The organism is Deinococcus radiotolerans (assembly GCF_014647435.1).
Classification (GTDB): domain Bacteria; phylum Deinococcota; class Deinococci; order Deinococcales; family Deinococcaceae; genus Deinococcus; species Deinococcus radiotolerans.
On record NZ_BMPE01000001.1, the window covers coordinates 681,158 to 699,715 of the forward strand.

21 protein-coding genes are annotated in these 18,558 nt (G+C 70.2%); 5 read left to right on the plus strand and 16 right to left on the minus strand.

What is annotated here, in order from left to right; genetic code table 11:
- Window positions 1-14: 14 nt before the first annotated feature.
- The 4 genes from IEY63_RS03250 to IEY63_RS03265 form a co-directional block, all read right to left on the minus strand.
- Window positions 15-737 (minus strand): FAD-binding oxidoreductase, encoded by a 723-nt coding sequence (locus tag IEY63_RS03250; protein WP_308425087.1) that lies wholly within the window; start codon window positions 735-737, stop codon window positions 15-17.
- Entirely contained in the window at window positions 734-2,173 is a 1,440-nt protein-coding gene (locus IEY63_RS03255; protein WP_189067503.1) for an FAD-binding oxidoreductase, read from the minus strand. Before IEY63_RS03255 ends, IEY63_RS03250 begins: the two co-directional genes overlap by 4 nt.
- Before the next feature lie 43 nt (window positions 2,174-2,216).
- Window positions 2,217-3,494, minus strand: a complete 1,278-nt coding sequence (gene glcF, locus IEY63_RS03260; RefSeq protein WP_189067504.1) for a glycolate oxidase subunit GlcF — start codon at window positions 3,492-3,494, stop codon at window positions 2,217-2,219.
- A 96-nt stretch (window positions 3,495-3,590) separates the two neighbouring features.
- The gene (locus tag IEY63_RS03265; protein ID WP_189067505.1) at window positions 3,591-4,133 is read right to left on the minus strand and encodes a hypothetical protein; all 543 of its coding nucleotides are present in this window, start codon (window positions 4,131-4,133) and stop codon (window positions 3,591-3,593) included.
- A gap of 101 nt (window positions 4,134-4,234) precedes the next feature.
- On the opposite strand from IEY63_RS03265, the gene IEY63_RS03270 reads away from it, so the two are divergent.
- Window positions 4,235-5,284, plus strand: a complete 1,050-nt coding sequence (locus IEY63_RS03270) for an LLM class flavin-dependent oxidoreductase (protein ID WP_189067506.1) — start codon at window positions 4,235-4,237, stop codon at window positions 5,282-5,284.
- Window positions 5,285-5,519: 235 nt separating this feature from the next.
- Window positions 5,520-5,714 carry a hypothetical protein gene (locus tag IEY63_RS03275; protein WP_189067507.1) on the plus strand — a complete coding sequence of 65 codons (195 nt, stop codon included), beginning with the start codon at window positions 5,520-5,522 and terminating at the stop codon, window positions 5,712-5,714.
- On the opposite strand, the gene IEY63_RS03280 is transcribed toward IEY63_RS03275, so the two are convergent.
- On the minus strand, window positions 5,707-6,870 hold the full coding sequence (locus IEY63_RS03280; RefSeq protein ID WP_189067508.1) for an MFS transporter: 1,164 nt from the start codon (window positions 6,868-6,870) through the stop codon (window positions 5,707-5,709). The two genes, IEY63_RS03275 and IEY63_RS03280, sit on opposite strands and share 8 nt — an antisense overlap.
- A 205-nt stretch (window positions 6,871-7,075) precedes the next feature.
- Here IEY63_RS03280 and IEY63_RS03285 point away from each other — a divergent pair, with 205 nt between their 5' ends.
- Window positions 7,076-7,606 carry a hypothetical protein gene (locus IEY63_RS03285; protein WP_189067509.1) on the plus strand — a complete coding sequence of 177 codons (531 nt, stop codon included), beginning with the start codon at window positions 7,076-7,078 and terminating at the stop codon, window positions 7,604-7,606.
- A 169-nt stretch (window positions 7,607-7,775) separates the two neighbouring features.
- Here the strand turns inward: IEY63_RS03285 and IEY63_RS03290 are convergent, their stop codons facing one another.
- The 11 genes from IEY63_RS03290 to IEY63_RS03340 form a co-directional block, all read right to left on the minus strand.
- Window positions 7,776-8,858 carry an NADH:flavin oxidoreductase/NADH oxidase gene (locus tag IEY63_RS03290; protein WP_189067510.1) on the minus strand — a complete coding sequence of 361 codons (1,083 nt, stop codon included), beginning with the start codon at window positions 8,856-8,858 and terminating at the stop codon, window positions 7,776-7,778.
- A gap of 90 nt (window positions 8,859-8,948) precedes the next feature.
- Window positions 8,949-9,533 carry a hypothetical protein gene (locus IEY63_RS03295; RefSeq protein ID WP_189067511.1) on the minus strand — a complete coding sequence of 195 codons (585 nt, stop codon included), beginning with the start codon at window positions 9,531-9,533 and terminating at the stop codon, window positions 8,949-8,951.
- Window positions 9,533-10,315, minus strand: coding sequence for an ABC transporter permease (locus IEY63_RS03300; protein WP_189067512.1), 783 nt, complete (start codon window positions 10,313-10,315; stop codon window positions 9,533-9,535). Before IEY63_RS03300 ends, IEY63_RS03295 begins: the two co-directional genes overlap by 1 nt.
- 100 nt (window positions 10,316-10,415) lie before the next feature.
- Window positions 10,416-11,165, minus strand: coding sequence for an ABC transporter permease (locus IEY63_RS03305; protein ID WP_110832335.1), 750 nt, complete (start codon window positions 11,163-11,165; stop codon window positions 10,416-10,418).
- 50 nt (window positions 11,166-11,215) lie between these two features.
- Window positions 11,216-12,253 carry an ABC transporter ATP-binding protein gene (locus IEY63_RS03310; RefSeq protein ID WP_189067513.1) on the minus strand — a complete coding sequence of 346 codons (1,038 nt, stop codon included), beginning with the start codon at window positions 12,251-12,253 and terminating at the stop codon, window positions 11,216-11,218.
- Window positions 12,254-12,393: 140 nt separating this feature from the next.
- Window positions 12,394-13,077 (minus strand): ribose 5-phosphate isomerase A, encoded by a 684-nt coding sequence (gene rpiA, locus IEY63_RS03315; protein WP_189067514.1) that lies wholly within the window; start codon window positions 13,075-13,077, stop codon window positions 12,394-12,396.
- Entirely contained in the window at window positions 13,077-13,574 is a 498-nt protein-coding gene (gene prxQ, locus IEY63_RS03320) for a thioredoxin-dependent peroxiredoxin PrxQ (protein ID WP_189067515.1), read from the minus strand. Before prxQ ends, rpiA begins: the two co-directional genes overlap by 1 nt.
- Before the next feature lie 50 nt (window positions 13,575-13,624).
- Window positions 13,625-14,155: a DUF402 domain-containing protein gene (locus IEY63_RS03325; protein ID WP_189067516.1), complete on the minus strand. Its 531-nt coding sequence runs from the start codon at window positions 14,153-14,155 to the stop codon at window positions 13,625-13,627.
- A gap of 73 nt (window positions 14,156-14,228) precedes the next feature.
- Window positions 14,229-14,789 (minus strand): DUF402 domain-containing protein, encoded by a 561-nt coding sequence (locus IEY63_RS03330; protein ID WP_189067517.1) that lies wholly within the window; start codon window positions 14,787-14,789, stop codon window positions 14,229-14,231.
- Window positions 14,790-14,803: 14 nt separating this feature from the next.
- Complete coding sequence (purN, locus tag IEY63_RS03335; RefSeq protein ID WP_189067518.1) at window positions 14,804-15,376, minus strand: phosphoribosylglycinamide formyltransferase; 573 nt, start codon at window positions 15,374-15,376, stop codon at window positions 14,804-14,806.
- On the minus strand, window positions 15,373-16,746 hold the full coding sequence (locus IEY63_RS03340; RefSeq protein ID WP_189067519.1) for a dipeptidase: 1,374 nt from the start codon (window positions 16,744-16,746) through the stop codon (window positions 15,373-15,375). The genes purN and IEY63_RS03340 overlap by 4 nt, the downstream gene beginning before the upstream one ends.
- A 143-nt stretch (window positions 16,747-16,889) precedes the next feature.
- Between IEY63_RS03340 and hspR the strand changes: the two genes are divergently transcribed.
- Together hspR and IEY63_RS03350 are read left to right on the plus strand one after the other, a co-directional pair.
- Window positions 16,890-17,609, plus strand: coding sequence for a heat shock protein transcriptional repressor HspR, fused homodimer type (gene hspR / locus IEY63_RS03345; RefSeq protein WP_189067520.1), 720 nt, complete (start codon window positions 16,890-16,892; stop codon window positions 17,607-17,609).
- Between the two features lie 87 nt (window positions 17,610-17,696).
- Window positions 17,697-18,536 (plus strand): metallophosphoesterase, encoded by an 840-nt coding sequence (locus IEY63_RS03350; RefSeq protein WP_189067521.1) that lies wholly within the window; start codon window positions 17,697-17,699, stop codon window positions 18,534-18,536.
- Window positions 18,537-18,558 lie beyond the last annotated feature (22 nt).

The following is an 18,558-nucleotide window of genomic DNA, read 5'->3' on the forward strand; positions in this document are numbered from 1 at the left end:
GGTCCTGACCAGTGCTAGAGGCTGGCGGCCAGCGTCCGGAACAGCCCGGGGGGTTCCGGCGTGGGCGCGCCGTCCTGCCAGCCCAGGCGCAGGTCCCGCAGCGCGCCCGCCTCGCCCACACCCATCCCGGCCGGGAACAGCGGGGCGTAATCCGGCGGGACGGTCACGGTCTGCGCGCCAGGCAGGTCCAGCGCCGCGCGGACCTCGCGCTCATGGCCAAAGTGCATGACGTGCGTGCCGTCCGGCGCGGCCCAGGTGAAGCGCGCCGTGGTGGGCACCAGCGGACCGGGGTGTACCACATGCCCGACGCTCAGGCCGGGGCGTAGGCGCAGCGTGACCTCCAGCAGCTCACCCAGCAGGCCGAAACTGCCCACGAACGGGCGGGTCAGGTCGTAGCCCTGCACGTTCTTCACCGTGCGGCCCCCCGCGCGCACCACCCGGCCACTCGCGGCGCGGAAGGTGACGCCCAGCACGTCCGACGCGAACGGGAAGGTCTGCCCGAAACCCCCGCGCCCGATCAGGCCGCCCACGCCGCCCGGCAGGTTCACGTGCGGGAACGGCGGGAACAACCCGGCGGGCAGCGCCGCGTACACCTCGGGCAGCGTGACCTCACCGGTCAGGGTGATCGTCTGGTCGTCGGGAGACAGGTCAAGGATGGGCATGGGGCGCCTCCGGCGCAGAACATGGGAGAGAGTCGATGGTTGATAGAAAGGCGAAGGTTCTCCATCCACGGTCACCCATCAACCATCACCTCCTCCGCAGGAAGAATCTTGCCGGGGTTCAGCGCGCCACTCGAGTCAAGGGCGCGTTTCACGCCTCGCAGGGCGGCGAGCGTCTCGGGGTCCACGGCGTCACGCATGAAGTCGCGTTTCATGCTGCCGATCCCGTGCTCGCCGCTGAGGACCCCGCCGTGGCGGATGGCGACCAGCGCGATGCGGTGCGCGAGGTCATGCACGGCGTGCGCGTCCTCCCGGCGGGGGTCGAACAGGATGTTCGGGTGCAGGTTCCCGTCCCCGATGTGCCCGAACTGCACGACCGGAAAGGGACTGGCGTCGCCCAGCGCGCGGATCTCGCGCACCACGTCCGGCAGCGCCGATCTGGGCACGACGATGTCCTCGTTCATGCGCTGCGGGCGGATGCGGCCCAGCGCCGGGGATACGGAGCGCCGCGCACGCCACAGCAGCGCGCCCTCCTCGTCCGTCGCGGCGCGGCGCACCGTGCCGCCCGAGGCGACGCAGGCCTCCTCGACCAGCCGCAGTTCGTCCTGCACGGTGTCCAGGTCCTCCCCGTCGGTGTCCACCAGCAGCACCGCCTCCGCGTCCCTCGGCAACCCCAGGTGCAGGTAGTCCTCGACGGCGTTCGTGCAGGCGCGGTCCATGAATTCCAGTTTGCTGGGCACCGCGCCCGCCGCGATGGCGCGACTGACCGCCTCGGCACACGCGCCGACCTCCGGGAAATGCGCCATCAGCGTCCGCGTAAATTTCGGCGGGGGAATCAGGCGCAGCGTCGCCTCGGTGATCAGCCCCAGCGTGCCCTCCGACCCGATCAGCAGGCCCGCCAGATCGAACACGTCGCGCGTCAGGCGGTGCAACTCGCCGTCCACGTCCACGAACTCCAGGGCGCGCACGTAATCGCCGCTCACGCCGTACTTGAAGCACATCGGGCCGCCCGCGTTCTCCGCGAGGTTCCCACCGATAGTGCTCGTGCGGAAACTCGCCGGGTCCGGCGGGTAGATCAGGCCGTGGGGCTTCGCGGCCTCGGTCACGGCCAGCGTGACCACCCCCGCCTGCGCCGTCGCCTCGCGCCGCTCAGGGTGAATGCTCAGGCGGGTCATGCGCGTGAATGAGATCACCAGACCCGGCTCCAGCGGGGCCGCGCCGCCCGACAGGCCACTCGCCGCGCCGCGCCCCACGATGGGCACGCCCGCCGCGCGCGCCGCCCGCACGGCTGCCACGACGTCCTCCGTGCTTTCGGGCAGCACGACCGCCAGCGGCGTCGCCCCGAACTGAATGGCGTCGTAGCGGTAGTTCAGCCGCTCGGAGAGGTTCGACAGCACCTTGCGCGGCCCCAGCGCGCGGGTCAGGTCAGCCGCCAGCGCAGTGGAGGCTCCGCCTGCCGACGCCGGTTTCCGTGCCCCCGAATTCGTGGTCAACGCCAATTTCTCGGTGCTCACGACTCCCCCCTTCCATCACCCATCACCCATCTCCCATCGACCTTCACAGCTCCCCCCGGTACGCCCGGTCGAGGATTTCGATGGTGTGCAGGACGGGCGTGGGGCTGCCCTGGCGGCGCACGTGACTCTGGATCTGGGTGTGGCAGCCGATGTTCCCGCTGGCGATCAGGTCGGGCGTGGTGGAGAGGATGTTCTTCGCCTTGCGCGCGCCGAGCTGCCCGGCCAGTTCGGGCTGTTCGAGGTTGTACGTGCCCGCCGAGCCGCAGCAGAGGTCGCCTTCCGGGACCTCCAGCACGGTGACGCCGGGGATGGCGCGCAGCAGGGCGCGGGGCGCGGCGCGGACGCCCTGCGCGTGGGCGAGGTGGCAGGCGTCGTGGTACGCGACCGTCAGCGGGCGACTGGCGGGCACCGGGGGTTCCAGTTCGCCGTGCTGGAGGAGCGTATTCAGGTACTCGCTGATGTCCATGACCTTCGCCGCGAAGGCCTTTGCGCGCGCCTCGTCGGGCTCGCCGTGCAGGACCATCGGGTACTCCTTGAGGCCCGCGCCGCACCCGGCGGCGTTCGAGAGGATCGCGTCGAAATCGTCGGGGTGGAAGGCGTCCAAGTTGGCGCGCACCAGTTTCAGCGCCTCGTCCCGCGCGCCGGTGTGCAGCGCGGCGGCGCCGCAGCAGCCCTGCCCGTCGGGAATGACGACCTCGATGCCGTTGCGGGCGAGCACCCGCAGGGTCGCCGCGTTGAAGTTCGGCGCGAGCGCCTGCTGCGCGCAGCCCACCAGGAACGCCACCCGGCCCCGCTGCACGCCGCGCGCGGGCGTGACCTTCGGGCTGGGCTGCATGGCGGGCACGGTTTCCGGCAGCAGGTCCAGCGGACCGCGTAGCGCGGCGGGCAGCACCGGCGCGAGCGGCTTGGCGAACTGCCCCACGCGCGCCGCCACACTGAACAGCTTCGGGGCGGGGAGGGCCTTGAGGATCGCCCAGCGTTTCGAGCGGTCGAACGCACTGCGCTGACGCTGCGGTTCACTCCAGCCCCGGAACGCCGTGATCAGTTCGCCGTACGGGACGCCACTGGGGCAGGCGGTCACGCACGCCTGACAGCCCAGGCAGCGGTCAAGGTGCGGCGCGGCGTCCGCCAGCGGCAGGCCACCTTCGAGCACCTCCTTCATCAGCACGATCCGGCCGCGCGGGCTGTCCATCTCGTCACCCAGCAGCGCGTACGTGGGGCAGGCGGGCAGGCAGAAGCCGCAGTGCACGCAGGCGTCCACGGCGTGCGCCATCACCTCGCCCTGACCGCCCAGGGTCTGCACGGGAATCTCGTTGTTCATTGACCTGCCCTCATGGGGCCCAGGATAGAGGCGGGTGGGCAGGATCAACCGGACGCGGGGGTGCAGAGGGCTAGGGGTGTGCCCCGCACCCCCGCGTCACCCAGTCAGCCAGCGCCGGATCAACGCCGCACTGCGCGCCGGGCTCAGCCCTGACACGTCCAGTGTGGGTGCAGGCCATCCGCTGCGGTGTCCAGTCAGCCAGCGGTCCCACTTCATGTCCGGCCATCCTCCCTGCGTGATCACGTCCGGGCGCCACAGCGGGTCGTGGTGGTGCAGGCGCAGCCACGCCGACCAGTTCAGGACATCCTGCGTGTCCTGCCCGTCGCCGCGCGTCCGCAGGCGAGTGATGCGCTCGACATCGCCGACGTCCAGCAGGGCGTGACGCACCAGCGCCGCGGCGGGCATCGAGGGGGCGGCCAGTACCTCACCCAGCGGACACGGTCCGAGCAGCCCGAGAGTCCGCCCCGTGCCCAGAGAGGCCCGGATCCACTCATCGGTCAGCTGCTGCCGCTCGGCTGTCCCACCACCCCGCCACCGCTCGTCGAAGTCGTGCCAGTCGATCTCCGGGCAGGCGCCTTTCAGGTGCAGCAGCAGCTTGGTCTTTCCAACGCCGGACGCTCCGGCCAGCACGATCAGCATGCGCTGACTCTGACAGGCCCAGGCCCGGCAGGCATCCGTCACCTGACCTACCGTGACCACGCACAGCTTCTCCCCGCGCGGGGGGGCGCACACTGCCGGGCATGAGCGTTCCCTCTCCCCTGCCCCTGTCCGTGCTTGATCTCGTGCCCGTACCGCTGGGGTCCAGCGCCGCCGAGTCAGTGGAGGCCGCCCTGGCGTACGCGAAAGCCGCCGAGGACGCCGGATACGAGCGGTACTGGGTGGCCGAGCATCACAACATGGGCGCGCTGGCGTCCAGCGTGCCGCTGGCGGTGCTCTCGGCCGCGTCGCAGCGTACCAGTCGCATCCGCCTGGGCTCGGGCGGCGTGATGCTCCCCAACCACGCGCCCCTCAGTGTGGCGGAAGGCTACCGGCTGCTGTCGGCCCTCGCGCCGGACCGCGTGGACCTGGGCCTGGGCCGCGCCCCGGGCACGGACGGCCGCACGGCCCGCGCGCTAAGGGGCGCGCAGGGGTTGATGGAGGAGTCCTTCGAGCGGCAACTCTCGGACCTGATGGCCTTCGGCACCGGGCGGTACCCCGCCGGGCACCCCTTCGCGGGGACCGTGGCGGCCCCGGCCGGCGAGGGGCTGTTCCCGCCGCTGTGGATTCTGAGCAGCAGCGGCTACGGCGCGCACGTCGCCGCCAAGGCCGGGGCGGGTCTGGCGTTCGCGTGGCACATCAACCCGGACACCGCGCAGGCCCGCGCCGCCGCCGACGCGTACCGCCGCGCCTTCGAGCCGTCCGACGCGTTCCCGCAGGCGCGCGTCCTCGTGGCCGCGAGCGTCGTCACCGCCCCCACCGCCGAGGAAGCCGAGGAACTCAGCCTGCCACTCGGCCTGATGTTCCTGCGCCTCACAAGGGGCGAGAGCGCCCCCTACCCCACCGTCGCCGAGGCGAAAGCGTACCCGTACACCCCGCAGGAGCGCGCCCTGGCTGACAGCATGCGCCGCCGCGCCATCATCGGTGATCCCGGCGCGGTCGCCGCGCGCCTGCACGCCCTGGCCCACGACACGGCCGCCGACGAACTGATCGTCAGCCTGAACATCCCCGACCCCGCCCAGCGCCGCGAGGCCCTGAAGCTCGTCATGGACGCCGTCCGCGCGCAGGAAGCGCAGACCCTCAGTCTCGCGTGACTGAAGGCTCATCGACCCGAGGCTGTAGGGAACGGAAAGCCGCCCGGCCGATGAGACCCGCCACAGTGAGCAACCCGCCGATCCAGCACCAGAACCACAGACTCAGCTGCAGATCGCCCCAGCAGAGCCCAGGGAAGTTCGGCGCCGTGAGTGCAGCGCAACTCCCGTAGTGGACATCCCACCAGGTTTCAACCCACATGATCAGCATCGGCAGCAGGAGCAGGCAGGCGGCGTAATGAACCGGGACGACGACGTGCCCCCACCACCGGGGCCGCCCGCGAAGCCAGAGGCGTCGTCGCCGAACGGTCAGCGGGCAGGTCAGGAGCGGAACGCCAAGGTACAGCAGAAGGGGATGAAGGAGCAGTTGAAGGTCGGACACGCCGTCATGGTGCTCATCGGTCCGACCTCCTGCCGTCCATCTTTCAGCTGAACTGCACCTTCTGCGGTTCGGGCAGGCGCGCGGCGATGATCGCGCTGGGAATCAGGAGGCTCAGGGCGGCCAGCGCGGCGGTGGTGGGGCTGGTCGCGTCCGCCAGCGCGCCCACGAGGAACACGAGGAGGCCCGCGAAACCCCACGAGAAGCCCATCATGATCGAACTGGCGACCGCGACGTGGCCAGGGGCGTACTCCTGCGCGGTGACGACGCCCACGGGGATGCTGGCGTTCACGGCGGCGCCCACAATGAAGGTCAGGGGGTAGAACCACCAGTGGGCGGGGCTGGAGAGGATCAGCAGCGCGAAGAAGGGGATGGTGGTGAGGATCGCGCCGCGCAGGACGGTCACGCGGCCCACGCGGTCGCTGAGGCGGCCACCGACAATGCCGCCGATGGCGCTGGCGACGGAGTACACGGCGAGCGTGATGGCGACCTCGCGCGCGCCGAAACCCCGGGCGAGGAGCATGAAGGGCAGCATGGCGTTGTACCCCATGCTGGCCAGCGAGCGCAGAACGGCCATGGCCCACAGCCACACCAGGGGCCCACGGAAGATGCCCGCGTAGTCGCGCAGGGGAATCCGTTTGGCCTTCTGCACGCCGCTGGGCGTGACGGCGAAGGTGATCGCGGCGATCACGACCCCAATCAGCGCGAACCATGGCAGGTGCGTCAGGCCCACGCCCGCGAAGACGGGGCCGAGGGCCATGCCGGCGGTGCCGCCCGCGCTGAACAGACTGGCCCACAGGCCGCGTTTGTCGGGCGGGCTGTGCTGCGCGACGTACGCGGCCCCGGCGGGGTGGAAGAAGCCGCTGCCGAAGCCCGCCACCGCGACGAGCAGCACGAGCGCCCCGAACCACGGCACGAAGCCCATCAGGGTCAGGCCGATGCCAGTCATCAGTGGGCCGAGCGCGGCGGCGTAGCGGCGGTCGAGGCGTTCGCCGATGATGCCCAGCACGGGCTGGAGGACGCTGCTGGTCAGGGAGTACACGCTGCCCAGGAAGGTCACGGCAGCGATGCTGACGCCGTACTTGGCCTGCAGGGCGGGCGTGAGGGGCGTGAGCATGGCGCTGTACGCGTCGTTGATGAAGTGCCCGGCGGTCACGGCCACCGCGATCGCGGCGGCGTGGCGGGTGGTGGTGCTCAGAGTGGCCTGCATACCCCGTCACCCTACGCCCCGCGCGGCGCCAGGATCGCGGGTGTCCCCGGCGGGGTTCCCGGGCCTTCTCCGCCCATGCGCCGTGGGGGCACCCACTGCCTGAACCTGGGGTGAAGACCGCTTTCACCGCTGGCAGTGGAAGATGAGGGGTGGTTGTCCGCACTGTTCGTTCCGTCGTTGTCTGATTCCGCTGGAGGGCCCGTTCATGCTCGACTCGTTCCGCACGGCCATCGCCGAGGTGCTGCCCAGCGCCGAGGCGGTTCATTCCCGCCTGAGCATCCTGCCGTACCGGGACCGGGTGAACGTGGCGGGGTACTTCAGTTCCGCGCTGCCCGAGGTGGACGTGCTGATCACCACGCCGGGCGCGGAGAGCCTGACGCACGAACTGAGCCGCCTGCGGGGCGTGCCCAGCGTGTCCCTGGCCCGGGTAGGCGGGCGGTGGCTGCTGGTCGGCGGACCGCTGGAGAAACCCGGGCAGATCCGGCCCCTGCGGCAGCAGGTGCAGGCGGCCGTGATCAGCCTGGAACTCGAGGACGGCCTGCCTGAACTGGCCGCGCTGATCCTCGCGGATCACCAGTCGTGGCAGGTGGCGGCCATTGCCGCTGCCGTGCAGCGCACCGATGAGTCGGGGCACGTGCGGCTGTCCCTGCTGAACGTGCCGGTCATCAGTCCGGTCGTGCTGGCGGGCACGCCGCAGGGCCTGGTGTTCGAGCGGCGCCTGCCCGGCCTCGCCTGACGTGAGTCCCGGCTGGACCGGGGGCGCCCGGGCGAACTGCCTCAGATGAAGCAGGTACCGCCTGTCCTGACGCGGCGTTCTGGACACCCCGGATTTACGCGGTTCAAGGGGAGAACCTGGAAGGCGGCCGGGGGACCTGACTCACCCGGCTCCCCGTTCGGGGCGTGGGTCAGGTGGTCCGCTGCGCCCGATGGTACGGGGCGGCCAGGGCCGGTTCGGCACCCAGGTCGCGGGCGGCAGCCTGAACCCAGTGGGGGTCGCCCAGCATGGGGCGGGCCAGGGCGATCAGGTCAGCGTCCCCGTTGCGCAGGATGCCCTCGGCGCGTTCTGGCGTGTCGATCATGCCGACGGTCATGACCGTCAGGTCGGGCACAGCGACCTTCACCTGCGCGGCGAACGGCGTCTGGTAGGCGGGACCGGGCGTGATCTGCTGGTCCGGCGTCAGGCCCCCGCTGCTGAGGTCCAGCGCGTCCACGCCCTCGCGTTCCAGCAGGCCCGCCAGGACCACGGTCTGTGATTCGTCCCAGCCGCCAGGCGCCCAGTCAGTGGCGCTCAGACGCACGAACAGCGGCTTGTGGTGCGGCCAGACCTCGCGCACGGCGCGCGTGACCTCCAGCAGGAGGCGAATGCGGTTCTCGAAACTGCCGCCGTACTCGTCCGTGCGGCTGTTCGCCAGCGGGGAGAGGAACTGGTGCAGCAGATAGCCGTGCGCGGCGTGAATTTCGACCACGTCGAAGCCCGCGATCTCGGCGCGGCGGGTGGCCTGCCGGAAGTCCGCGACCAGCCGCGCGAGGTCCTCCGCGGTCATGGCGTGCGGCTGGGGGAACACGTCGTTGTACGCGGTACTGTCGGGGCCGATCACGTCCCAGCCGCCACGTTCGGGCGGCACGGCGCCGCGTCCGCGCCATGGGGCGTAGGTGCTGGCCTTGCGGCCGGCGTGCGCCAGCTGCACGCCGATCAGTCCGCCCTGGGCATGCACGAAGTCCGTCACGCGGCCCAGCGGGGTGATCTGCCGGTCCTCCCACAGGCCCAGGTCCTCGGGGCTGATGCGGCCTTCCGGGCTGACGGCGGTGGCTTCCGTGAAGATCAGGCCCGTCCCGGCCAGCGCGTACTGCCCCAGGTGCACGAGGTGGAAGTCGTTGGCCAGCCCGCCCTGCGCGGAGTACATGCACATGGGAGACACGACCACGCGGTTGGGCAGCGTGACGCCGCGGAGTTTCAGCGGCTGGAACAGGAGGGGGCCGTCAGTCATGCGTCGAATCTAGGCCCGCGTGCGCGGTCCGCGCCAGTCCCGCCCCGTTCACGCGTCCCTGAGAGTGGGCGCGCGTCAGCGTCCAGAATGTCAGCGGCGCGCCTGCCAGCGGGCGCGCGCCTGCTGCGCCTGCGCCCCCGCGAGCGTCCAGAAGGCCAGTTCCAGATGGCGTAACCGTGCGGCGTCCGCACCAGGGCGGGTAGGCTGGCGGTAGGGCGTCGCCTCCAGCCGCACGAGCAGATTCTGGTCCGCGCCCAGCGCGTGCCCCTGCTCGGCCGCGAGGAGCACCTCGGACTCCGGCGCGGTGCGAGCGGCGGTCACGAGCGCCGCGTACGCTCCGGACAGCTCCTGTAGGGCCCGGACGTCCGGCACGTATACCCAGGGGCCGTGGTCGCCCAGCAGGGCCAGGAAGCCCGTCCACTCGGCGCGCAGCACCGCCGGCACGACCTCCCGCGCGGGGGTGTCGGGCGCCAGCCAGGGGCGCACGCCCAGCAGGTCAGAGCGCAGCCAGCGTTCGCCCGAGAATTCCGCCCCGGCCCGCACGGCCTCGCTGGGGCCACTAACGTCGCGCAGTTCCGCCAGATGCGCCTGCCGCGCCCGCGCCCCCTCCGTCAGGGGCTGCGAGCGCGGGCGCGGCAGGCCCAGCGCCGCCCAGCGGGCCGACAGGTCCGCCATCAGCTGCTCGCGCTGGTGTAACTAGCCACCGCGTACCGCCAGAACCACCGCGTTGCCAGGAGCAGCGCCGCCGCGATCAGCGGGGACGCCAGCCCTCCACCCAGCGCGCCCGTCAGCGCCTGCGCGGGCACCGTCGTGATGAACGCCACAGGCAGCACGAACGTCAGCACGAACCGCACCGGCACCGGGAACGCCGCCACCGGGAAGCGCGCCGCGCCGAACACCCCGCTGAACAGTTCCGTGACGTTCTGCGTCTTCACGAACCAGAACGCCGTCGTGCTCAGGCCCAGGTAGATGCAGTACACGATCACCACCGCCGACCCGTACAGCACCGCCGCCGCCAGCGCCCCGCCCACGCTGACCTCCAGCCCGGACGCCGCGTACCCGATCAGGCCCAGGCCGATCAGCAGGTCCGGGAAACGCAGCACGTTCAGGTTCCGGGTACTCACGTTGAACTGCGCATCAATGGGCTTGAGTAATGTGAAATCCATGTTCCCCGTCCGCACGGCCTCCGCGATCTTCGACATGTTCGGCTGGATGAACACGCTGATCACGCCCTCGGTCAGCATGAAGAAGCCCGTCACGAGCAGCGCCTCCCGGAACGACCAGCCGCCCACCTGCGTCACGCCCGGCTGACCGAACAGAATGCTGATCCCCAGCAGCGCCACGCCCACCTCACCCAGGCTGGCCAGCACCGCGCCCAGGAAATTCGCGCGGTACTCCAGCTGCGCCGACAGCGTCGCCCCCAAGAAGATGCGCACGAGGCGCAGGTACCGCTTCACTCGGCCCTCCGGGCGGGCTGACGGATGATGGTTGATAGTTGATGGACAAACTTCAGACCTTCTCTATCAACCATCAACTGTTGACCATCAACGGCCCCCCTCATGCGCCCACCGCGCCGTATTTGCGCAGGCCAACGCGCCAGACGATCAGGCGGACCACCCAGAACACCGCCACCCACACGAGGAGCACCAGCGCGCCGCGCCCCGCCTGCGCCAGCGTGGCCTTGCCCGCCAGGAGCTGCGCGGGGAGGCCCAACATGTACGGGAAGGGCGTCCAGACGGCCACGCGCTGCACCCACTCGGGGTAGAAGGCCAGCGGCGCGAACATGCCGCCCAGCGCGGCGTACACCAGCCACACGACCTCCTGGAAGGACGCGCTGCTCTCGGTCCAGAAGGCCAGCAGGCCAATGGCGTACTCGTACAGGAAGCGCACGCTGAAGCCCAGCGCCGCCAGCCCCAGCGCCGCCGGGTACGCCCACCACTCGCGCGTGAACGACGCCCCCGACAGCCACGTGAACACGCCCACCATGACCAGCAGCGGCACGATGCGCACCAGCCGCTCGGCGACGTGAGACGCCACGTGCAGCCACATGGGATCTACCGGGCGCAGCAGCTGCGGCGACAGAGTCCCCTGCCGGATCTGGAAGTCCAGTTCGTGCGACACCCACACGACCAGCAGCTGCGACACCAACCACGTGGACAGGAAGTACGTGGCGAACTCCGGCGCGCTGTACCCGCGGATCTGCCCGCCGGGCGCGGCGGCGGCCTGCGCCATCCACACGAGCATCATGACCAGGGACAGCGTGCCCGACAGCATCCAGATGACGACCTCGGCGCGGTACTCGGCCATCTCCGCGAAGCGCGTGGCGAACAGTACCCGCGCCTTGAACGCCAGCGCCCTCACGCGGGCTCCGGGGTGCGTTCCGGCTGACCGGCCCGCGCGCCGAACAGGGACGCCATCACGCTCTCGATACTCGGATCCTCCACCGTCAGGTCCGCCACGTCCAGCCCCGCCAGCAGCGCCGCCGCCCGCTCACTGACCAGCGCGCGCGGCACGGTCAGTTCGGCGCTCAGGCCATCCACGCGCACCTCCGATCCGAAGCGGCCCAGCTCCTCTGCCGTCGCGGGGCGGCGCAGTTGCAGGCGCACAGTCTTCCCACCGCCACCCTGCTCGGCCAGCCGCGCCAGGTCCCCGTCGAACACCACCTCACCCCGGTCGATCACCAGGATGCGCCGCGCCAGGGCGGTCACGTCCGCCATGTAATGACTCGTGAGCATCACCGTCGCCCCATACCGCACGTTGTAGTCCTGCACGAAGGCCCGCACCGACTCCTGCATGTTCACGTCCAGCCCGATCGTCGGCTCGTCCAGGAACAGCACCTTCGGGCGGTGCAGCAGCGCCGCCGCCAGCTCGCACTTCATGCGCTCGCCCAGCGACAGCTTGCGCACCTGCTTCTTAAGAATGCCGTCTAGGCCCAGCACCTCCGTGAACTCGGCCATCGTCGCCCGGAACTCAGCGTCTGGAATCTCGTAGATCGCCTGGTTCACCAGGAACGAATCCAGCGCCGGCAGGTCCCAGATGAGCTGCTGCTTCTGCCCCATCACCAGCGTGATCTGCCGCAGGAACGCGTTCTCGCGCCGCCCTGGCTCAAAACCCGCCACGCGCACCTCCCCGCCCGACGGGTGCAGCAGCCCCGACAGCATCTTCAGGGTTGTGGTCTTCCCTGCCCCGTTCGGCCCCAGGAACCCCACCACCTCGCCCGGCGCGAGATCGAACGACACGCCCCGCACCGCCTCCACCACCCGCGACTTGCGGCTCACGAACGACCGCAGGCTGCCCAGGAACCCCGGCTCCTTCTCGTGCACCACGTACCCCTTGCGGAGGTCACGCACCCGCACCGCCGCGTCCCCCACCCCACCCGCCTGAGTGCCCGTCATGATGCCCCAGGGTACGCCAGCACCCAAAACGCCGCCACCCGCTACGCCAGAACGCGTAACGGGTGGTCAAGGAGTCGGCCCCTTCCAGCCTCCCCCATCAAGGGGAGGAGCGTAGGAAGGCGGAGTGCCGCTCAGGCCGCTCAGCGGGGCGTCAGTTCGGTCACGCCGTCCGGGGCGGCCACGAACGCCCGCTCGGCCATGCCCAGGAACAGGCCCGTGTCCACGACGCCCAGCGTGCCCTTCAGCTGGCGTTCCAGCGAGGCGATGTCCGTCCCGGCGGGAATCTGCGCGTCGAAGATGTAGTTGCCGTTGTCCGTCACGTACGGCTGCGCGCCGGGCTGCCGCAGCCGCCCCGACGGGAGGATGGCGCGTAGGCGCTCGATGGTGCTCAGGAACCCGAAGCGGGCGATCTCGATGGGCAGCGCGGACTTCTCGCCAATCTGCCCCACGACCTTCGTGTGGTCGGCGATCACGACGAACCGCCGCGCCTGCACCTCGGTCAGCTTCTCGCGCAGCAGCGCCCCGCCCAGACCCTTGATCAGGTCGAGGTTCGGCGCGATCTCATCCGCACCGTCAATCGCGATGTCTAGCGGGCGCGGATCGAGCGGCTCCACGGGAATGCCCACCTGCCGGGCCAGCACGTCACTGGCCTCGCTGGTCGCCACGCCCACCACGCCCGTCAGTTCACCCGCCGCGAGTTTCCGGCCAATCTCCTCAATGGCGTACTTCGCAGTGCTGCCCGTCCCCAGGCCCACCCGGTCCCCACTCTTCACGAGGGCCACGGCACGCAGGGCCGCCTCGCGCTTCAAGACCTCCAGATCCATCAGTTCCCGCCCTTCGCGGCGCGGTCCTTCTCGATGGCCGCCGCCACGTGATCCGCGTGCCCGTCCACCTTCACCGCCAGCCACGACTTCACCAGCCGCCCATCCGGGCCGATCAGGAACGTCTGCCGCTTGATCCCCTCCGTGACCTTCCCGTACATGTTCTTCGTCCCATACGACCCGATGGACCGCAGGAACGATGCGCCCGGATCACTCAGCAGCGGGAACGGCAGGCTGAACTTCTCCGCGAACCTCGCGTGACTGTCCGCGTCATCCGCGCTCACGCCCAGAATCGCCGCGCCATGCTCCCGCAACAGCGCGTTATCCCGGAAATCACACGCCTCACGCGTGCAGCCGGGCGTGTCGTCCTTCGGGTACACGTACAGCACCACGTACCGCCCCGCATACTCCGCCATCGAATGCGCCTGCCCCGACGCGTCCTTCAGGGTGAACGCCGGGAAGTCTGACCCGACCTCTGGAACCTGCACCAAATCACTCATGCACCCAGCCTAGCGCGCCCCATCAGGAGCGTGTCCAGCCTGCATGAGTGTCACGACACTGGCGACACAAAGGCCTGGATGGCCTGAAGCAGAGGGAACGTGTTGTGGACCAGCTCATGTTCCACTTCACGTGCCGTGGCCCAAGCCAGTGCGTGCTGATCTGGGGTGATCTCGCCACTGTGTAGGGCGGCGTCAAGTTCGTCTGTGTCGATGATTTCCGGCACGCCGGGCCTCCATTCAGGGTCAAGTGTGGCGCGCACGTCGAGGTACAGGTCGTCCAGCCCGGGCAGGCCGTCCTCGTCCAGCCCGGTGGCAGCGCACACGTCCGCGTAGGCGAACACGGGCGCCTCGCCGTACAGGATGACGAGCAACGCCGCGTACCTCTGTGTGGGCACCAGCGTCAGCCAGCGCGCCCCGACGACCAGGGTAGGCACCGTGACCCCATGAACGGTCACCGCGTGCGGCTCTGGAACGTGCGTGAACGTCACGTCCACCAGCCAGCCCTCGGGCAGCGTCAAGACGCGCTGCGTACCCTGCACACCGGGAAAGAACTGGAGGTACCGGCCATCCTTACGCTTCACGGCCGCAGCGTAGGGCAGCAGCGAACCGACGCGCCCGCAAAATTGGGGACTGCGTCGGTTCAGGTGAGTGCGGTCAGGTGTACGGGTCTTCCAGGTAGCGCTTGAGGACGTCCACAGGTGAGTAGGTGCCTGTCAGGAGTTGCGCTTCCACCTGCCGGGCGTGCGTCCACGTAGCGTCGGCCTGGGCGGGCGTGACGAGGCCCTGGGTGACGGCGTCATCGAGTTCGTCGCTGTCAATGATGGCCGTTGCGTCCACTATCCACGCGTCGTGTTCGGCAGGGTGACCGATCACGTCAAGGTACAGGTCGTCATGCCAGGGGTACCCACTGTCGTGCCAGCCTTCGCCGCCGTGCAGGTCAATGTAGTACTGCACGGGTCGCCCGGCGGCGTCGAGCTGCATGGTCAGTGCGCTGCCGGGTATGCCGTCCCCGGTGGTGGGGTGGGCGCGCACCCAGCGGTAACCGCTGTCGAGCACGCGCCGCAGTCCGTCCCGTCCGGGGATGGGGACGTCGAGGGGCCGTATGACGTCGTGCGCCACAAAATCCACGATGACGTGCCCGGGGACGTGCAGGACAGTCTGGGTGTGCCGGGTGACGCGCGGCCACTCGCGCAGGTCGAAGACTTTCCGTTTCATGCCCCTCCCCTGTCCTACGCGAGGCTGCGGACGGCGCGCAGCATGAGGTCGCCTTCGGTGGCCTGCACGCGGGCCTTGAGGCTGGCGAGGTCGTCGCCGGGCAGGACGGGCACGCGGGCCTGCGCGAGGATAGGGCCTTCGTCGATGCCGGCAGTGACGAGGTGGACGGTGGCACCACTCTCCGCGTCGCCGCTGGCGAGGACGCTCTCGTGGACGCGGTCGCCGTACATGCCGCGTCCGCCGTGGCGGGGCAGGAGGCTGGGGTGGATGTTCACGAGGCGGCCCGCGAAGTGCGTCAGGACGCGCGGCCCGAGTTCACGCATGTAGCCGCTGAGGACCAGCGTGTCCGCGCCTGCCCCGACCAGAACGTCCAGGAGGGCGGCGTCGAGGTCGTCCGGGTCGGGGTGTTTGGCGCTGCTGAGGTGCGCGACGGTCAGACCCGCCTCGCGCGCCCAGGCGAGGGCCGGGGAGCGGCTGTTGTTGCTGACCAGCGCGACCGGTGTGGCGTTCAGGTCGCCCGCGCGGCAGGCCTCGACGAGGTGCCGCGCGGCGCTGCCGCCGTGCGAGGCGAGAAAGCCGAGGTTCATTCGGTGCTGGTCTGCGCGCCGAGTTCCTGGAGGAGGTAGGCGCTGGTGAGGATGCCGTTGTGGTAATCGCTGACGGCGAAGCTCTCGTTGGGGCTGTGGGGGGCGTCCTCGTTCAGGCCGAGGTCCACGAACAGGACCGGGGCGTGCAGGAGGTCGTTGAACGCGGCGACGATCGGGATGCTCCCGCCGGTGCGGGCGAACACGGCTTCGCGGCCGAAGACGCGCTTCAGGGCGCGGTTCGCGGCGAGGTTGTAGGGGCTGTTCAGGTCGAACTTGAAGGGGCGGCCGCCGTGGTGCGGGTGGACGGCGGCGGTGGTGCCTGCGGGCGCGAGGGTGGGCACGTACTCGGTGATGAGCTGCGTGATGCGTTCGGGGTCCTGTCCGGGGACGAGGCGCATGCTGACCTTCGCGCCGGCCTTGGCGGCGATGACGGTCTTGCTGCCTTCGCCCTGGTAGCCGCCCCAGATGCCGTTCACGTCGAGAGTGGGGCGGCCCCACAGGCGTTCCAGGGTGGTGTAGCCGGCTTCGCCGGGCAGGGCGGGCACGCCGATGCTGGCGGCGAACGCGGCGTCGTCGTGGGGCAGGTCGGCCCACATCTGACGTTCGGTGTCGGTCAGGTCGTCAATGCCGTCGTAGAAGCCGGGGATGGTCACGCGGCCCTGGTCGTCCTTGAGGCGCGTGATGATCTCCGCCAACGCATTGATGGGGTTGGGGGCGGCGCCGCCGTAGCTGCCGCTGTGCAGGTCGCGGTTGGCGCCCTGGACGTGAATCTCGACGTAGCTGAGGCCGCGCACGCCGTAGGTGATGGTGGGCACGTCGGGCGCGAAGCGGCTCCCGTCACTGATGACGATCACGTCGGCTTTCAGTGCCCCGGCGTGGTCGCGCAGGTACGGTTCAAGGTTGGGGCTGCCGATCTCCTCCTCGCCTTCGAGCAGGAATTTCACGTTCACGGGCAGTTCGCCCTGCGTGAGCAGCAGTTCCACGCCCTTGACGTGTGCGTACGCCTGGCCCTTGTCGTCGGTGCTGCCGCGCGCGTAGATGCGCCCGTCCCGGATGGTGGGCTCGAAGGGCGGCGTGACCCATTCCTCCAGGGGCGCCTCGGGCTGCACGTCGTAGTGGCCGTAGATCAGCACCGTGGGCTGACCGGGGGCGTTCAGGCGCTCGGCGTACACGACGGGATGCCCGGCGGTCGGGTCGATGCGGGCCGTGAAGCCCAGGCCCGTCAGTTTGGCGCGCAGGAACTCGGCGGTGGCGGCCATGTCGGCCGTGCGGGTGGGGTCGGCGCTGACGGAGGGGATGCGCAGCAGGTCGAACAGCTCCGCGTTGGCGCGGTCACGGTCGAGCAGGGCACTCAGATCAGGCGTGGTCATGGGGGGATGATACGGGCTGCCGGGCGCGGGGCGTCCAGAATGGAAGGGTGAGGTAGGAGGGTGCCGGGCCTGCCTGCTGCCGCCCAGAACCTCTACGCGGCACGGTCTCAGAAACACTGCGGCGGGTATACTCAAGGGAAGGTATGCCCAGTGACGCGAAAAACCGGCCTGTGTACGTGATCTCCGTGGCGGCGGAACTGGTGGACATGCACCCCCAGACGCTGCGCCTGTATGAACGCAAGGGCCTGATCCGCCCGGGGCGCAGCAGCGGCAAGACCCGGCTGTACAGCGAACGCGACATTGAGCACCTGCGCGAGATTCGCCGCCTGACGCAGGAGCTCGGCGTGAACCTCGCGGGCGTCGAGGAGGTCATGCGGCTCCAGCACGAGCTGGATGACATGCAGGGTGAGTTCGAGGCGGAGATCGAACGCATTGAGGGCGAGCTGCGCGAGCAGGCGCAGCGGCCCGAGGCACTGCCCGCCCCGGATGGGCGGCTGGACCCGCGGGACCGGCCGGTGTACGTGATCAGTATCGCGGCGGAACTGGTGGACATGCACCCGCAGACGCTGCGCCTGTACGAGCGCAAGCAGCTGATCCGCCCGGGGCGCAGCAGCGGCAAGACCCGGCTGTACAGCGAGCGGGACATCGAGCACCTGCGTGAGATTCGCCGCCTGACGCAGGAACTCGGCGTGAACCTGGCGGGCGTTGAGGAGATCATGCGGCTGCGCCACCAGCTGGACGCGACGCGCTCTGGCCTGGAGAGCAACGTGCGGCGCATTCAGGAGGACATCACGGAGCGCATGACGAAGTGGCGCACCCTGCCGGAAGGTGAGGCGCAGGAGGCCGGTGACGATCAGGGCTGAGGTCGGCCATCAGCCTGTGCAGGGCCGCGTCCGGGACCGTATGCTGCTGGGCGTGCTTGTTGGCTCTGCTCTCGGTCCGGTGTGCTCATGAGGCCCCTGTGGGTGGTGGGCGACATTCACGGCGCGTACGACAAACTGCGCGCCCTGCTGCTGCGCGCGGGCCTGATTGACTTTGACGGCGCCTGGACGGGCGGGGACGCGCACCTGGCGTTCCTGGGGGATTACGTGGACCGGGGGCCGCAGGGCCTGGAGGTGATCCGGCTGGTCCGCAACCTGGAGGTGCAGGCGCAGGCGGCCGGGGGACGCGTGACGGCGCTGCTGGGCAACCATGAGGTGATGTTTCTGGCGGCGCTGGTGTTCCGGCAGAAGGACCCGGGGGACCGGATGGGGTTCCGGGCGTACTGGCTGGAGAACGGCGGGCAGACGCGGGACGCGGACCTGCTGGAGCCCGGTGACCTGGGCTGGCTGTCGAGCCGTCCGGCGATGGCGGAGGCCGACGGGTGGCTGCTGGTGCACGCGGACAGCCTGATGTACCTGCGGATGGGCACCACCATCGACGAGGTGAATGCGGAGGTGGCGCGCATTCTGGCGAACCCGGACGCGGACGAGTGGGGGCTGTTCCTGAACTGGTTCACGGAGCGCATGGCGTTCGCGCTGGGCGAGGGTGAGGTCAAGGCCCGGCGGACCCTGTCGGTGTTTGGCGGGGACCGGATTGTGCATGGGCACACGCCGGTGTACGTGCTGATGGATGAGGCGCTGCACGGCCGGACGCTGGGGGCGGGCGCGCCGGTCCCCTACGCGGGCCGGTTGTGCCTCGCGGTGGACAGCGGCATGGCGTACCGGGAGGACGCGGGATTCATGGCGCGGCTGAATCCGGGCGGTATTGCCGAGGTCGTGGCGTTCCCGCACGGCGGCCCGGTGTACTGACGCGGCAGTGCCTCACCCCACC

Coding starts and splice junctions, on each gene's coding strand:
- glcF (WP_189067504.1), bottom strand. CDS start 3,494: ATGAACAACGAGATTCCCGTGCAGACCCTGGGCGGTCAGGGCGAGGTG.
- IEY63_RS03265 (WP_189067505.1), bottom strand. CDS start 4,133: ATGCTGATCGTGCTGGCCGGAGCGTCCGGCGTTGGAAAGACCAAGCTG.
- IEY63_RS03270 (WP_189067506.1), top strand. CDS start 4,235: ATGAGCGTTCCCTCTCCCCTGCCCCTGTCCGTGCTTGATCTCGTGCCC.
- IEY63_RS03275 (WP_189067507.1), top strand. CDS start 5,520: ATGAACCGGGACGACGACGTGCCCCCACCACCGGGGCCGCCCGCGAAG.
- IEY63_RS03280 (WP_189067508.1), bottom strand. CDS start 6,870: ATGCAGGCCACTCTGAGCACCACCACCCGCCACGCCGCCGCGATCGCG.
- IEY63_RS03285 (WP_189067509.1), top strand. CDS start 7,076: ATGCTCGACTCGTTCCGCACGGCCATCGCCGAGGTGCTGCCCAGCGCC.
- IEY63_RS03290 (WP_189067510.1), bottom strand. CDS start 8,858: ATGACTGACGGCCCCCTCCTGTTCCAGCCGCTGAAACTCCGCGGCGTC.
- IEY63_RS03295 (WP_189067511.1), bottom strand. CDS start 9,533: ATGGCGGACCTGTCGGCCCGCTGGGCGGCGCTGGGCCTGCCGCGCCCG.
- IEY63_RS03305 (WP_110832335.1), bottom strand. CDS start 11,165: ATGGCCGAGTACCGCGCCGAGGTCGTCATCTGGATGCTGTCGGGCACG.
- IEY63_RS03310 (WP_189067513.1), bottom strand. CDS start 12,253: ATGACGGGCACTCAGGCGGGTGGGGTGGGGGACGCGGCGGTGCGGGTG.
- rpiA (WP_189067514.1), bottom strand. CDS start 13,077: ATGGATCTGGAGGTCTTGAAGCGCGAGGCGGCCCTGCGTGCCGTGGCC.
- prxQ (WP_189067515.1), bottom strand. CDS start 13,574: ATGAGTGATTTGGTGCAGGTTCCAGAGGTCGGGTCAGACTTCCCGGCG.
- IEY63_RS03330 (WP_189067517.1), bottom strand. CDS start 14,789: ATGAAACGGAAAGTCTTCGACCTGCGCGAGTGGCCGCGCGTCACCCGG.
- purN (WP_189067518.1), bottom strand. CDS start 15,376: ATGAACCTCGGCTTTCTCGCCTCGCACGGCGGCAGCGCCGCGCGGCAC.
- IEY63_RS03340 (WP_189067519.1), bottom strand. CDS start 16,746: ATGACCACGCCTGATCTGAGTGCCCTGCTCGACCGTGACCGCGCCAAC.
- hspR (WP_189067520.1), top strand. CDS start 16,890: ATGCCCAGTGACGCGAAAAACCGGCCTGTGTACGTGATCTCCGTGGCG.
- IEY63_RS03350 (WP_189067521.1), top strand. CDS start 17,697: ATGAGGCCCCTGTGGGTGGTGGGCGACATTCACGGCGCGTACGACAAA.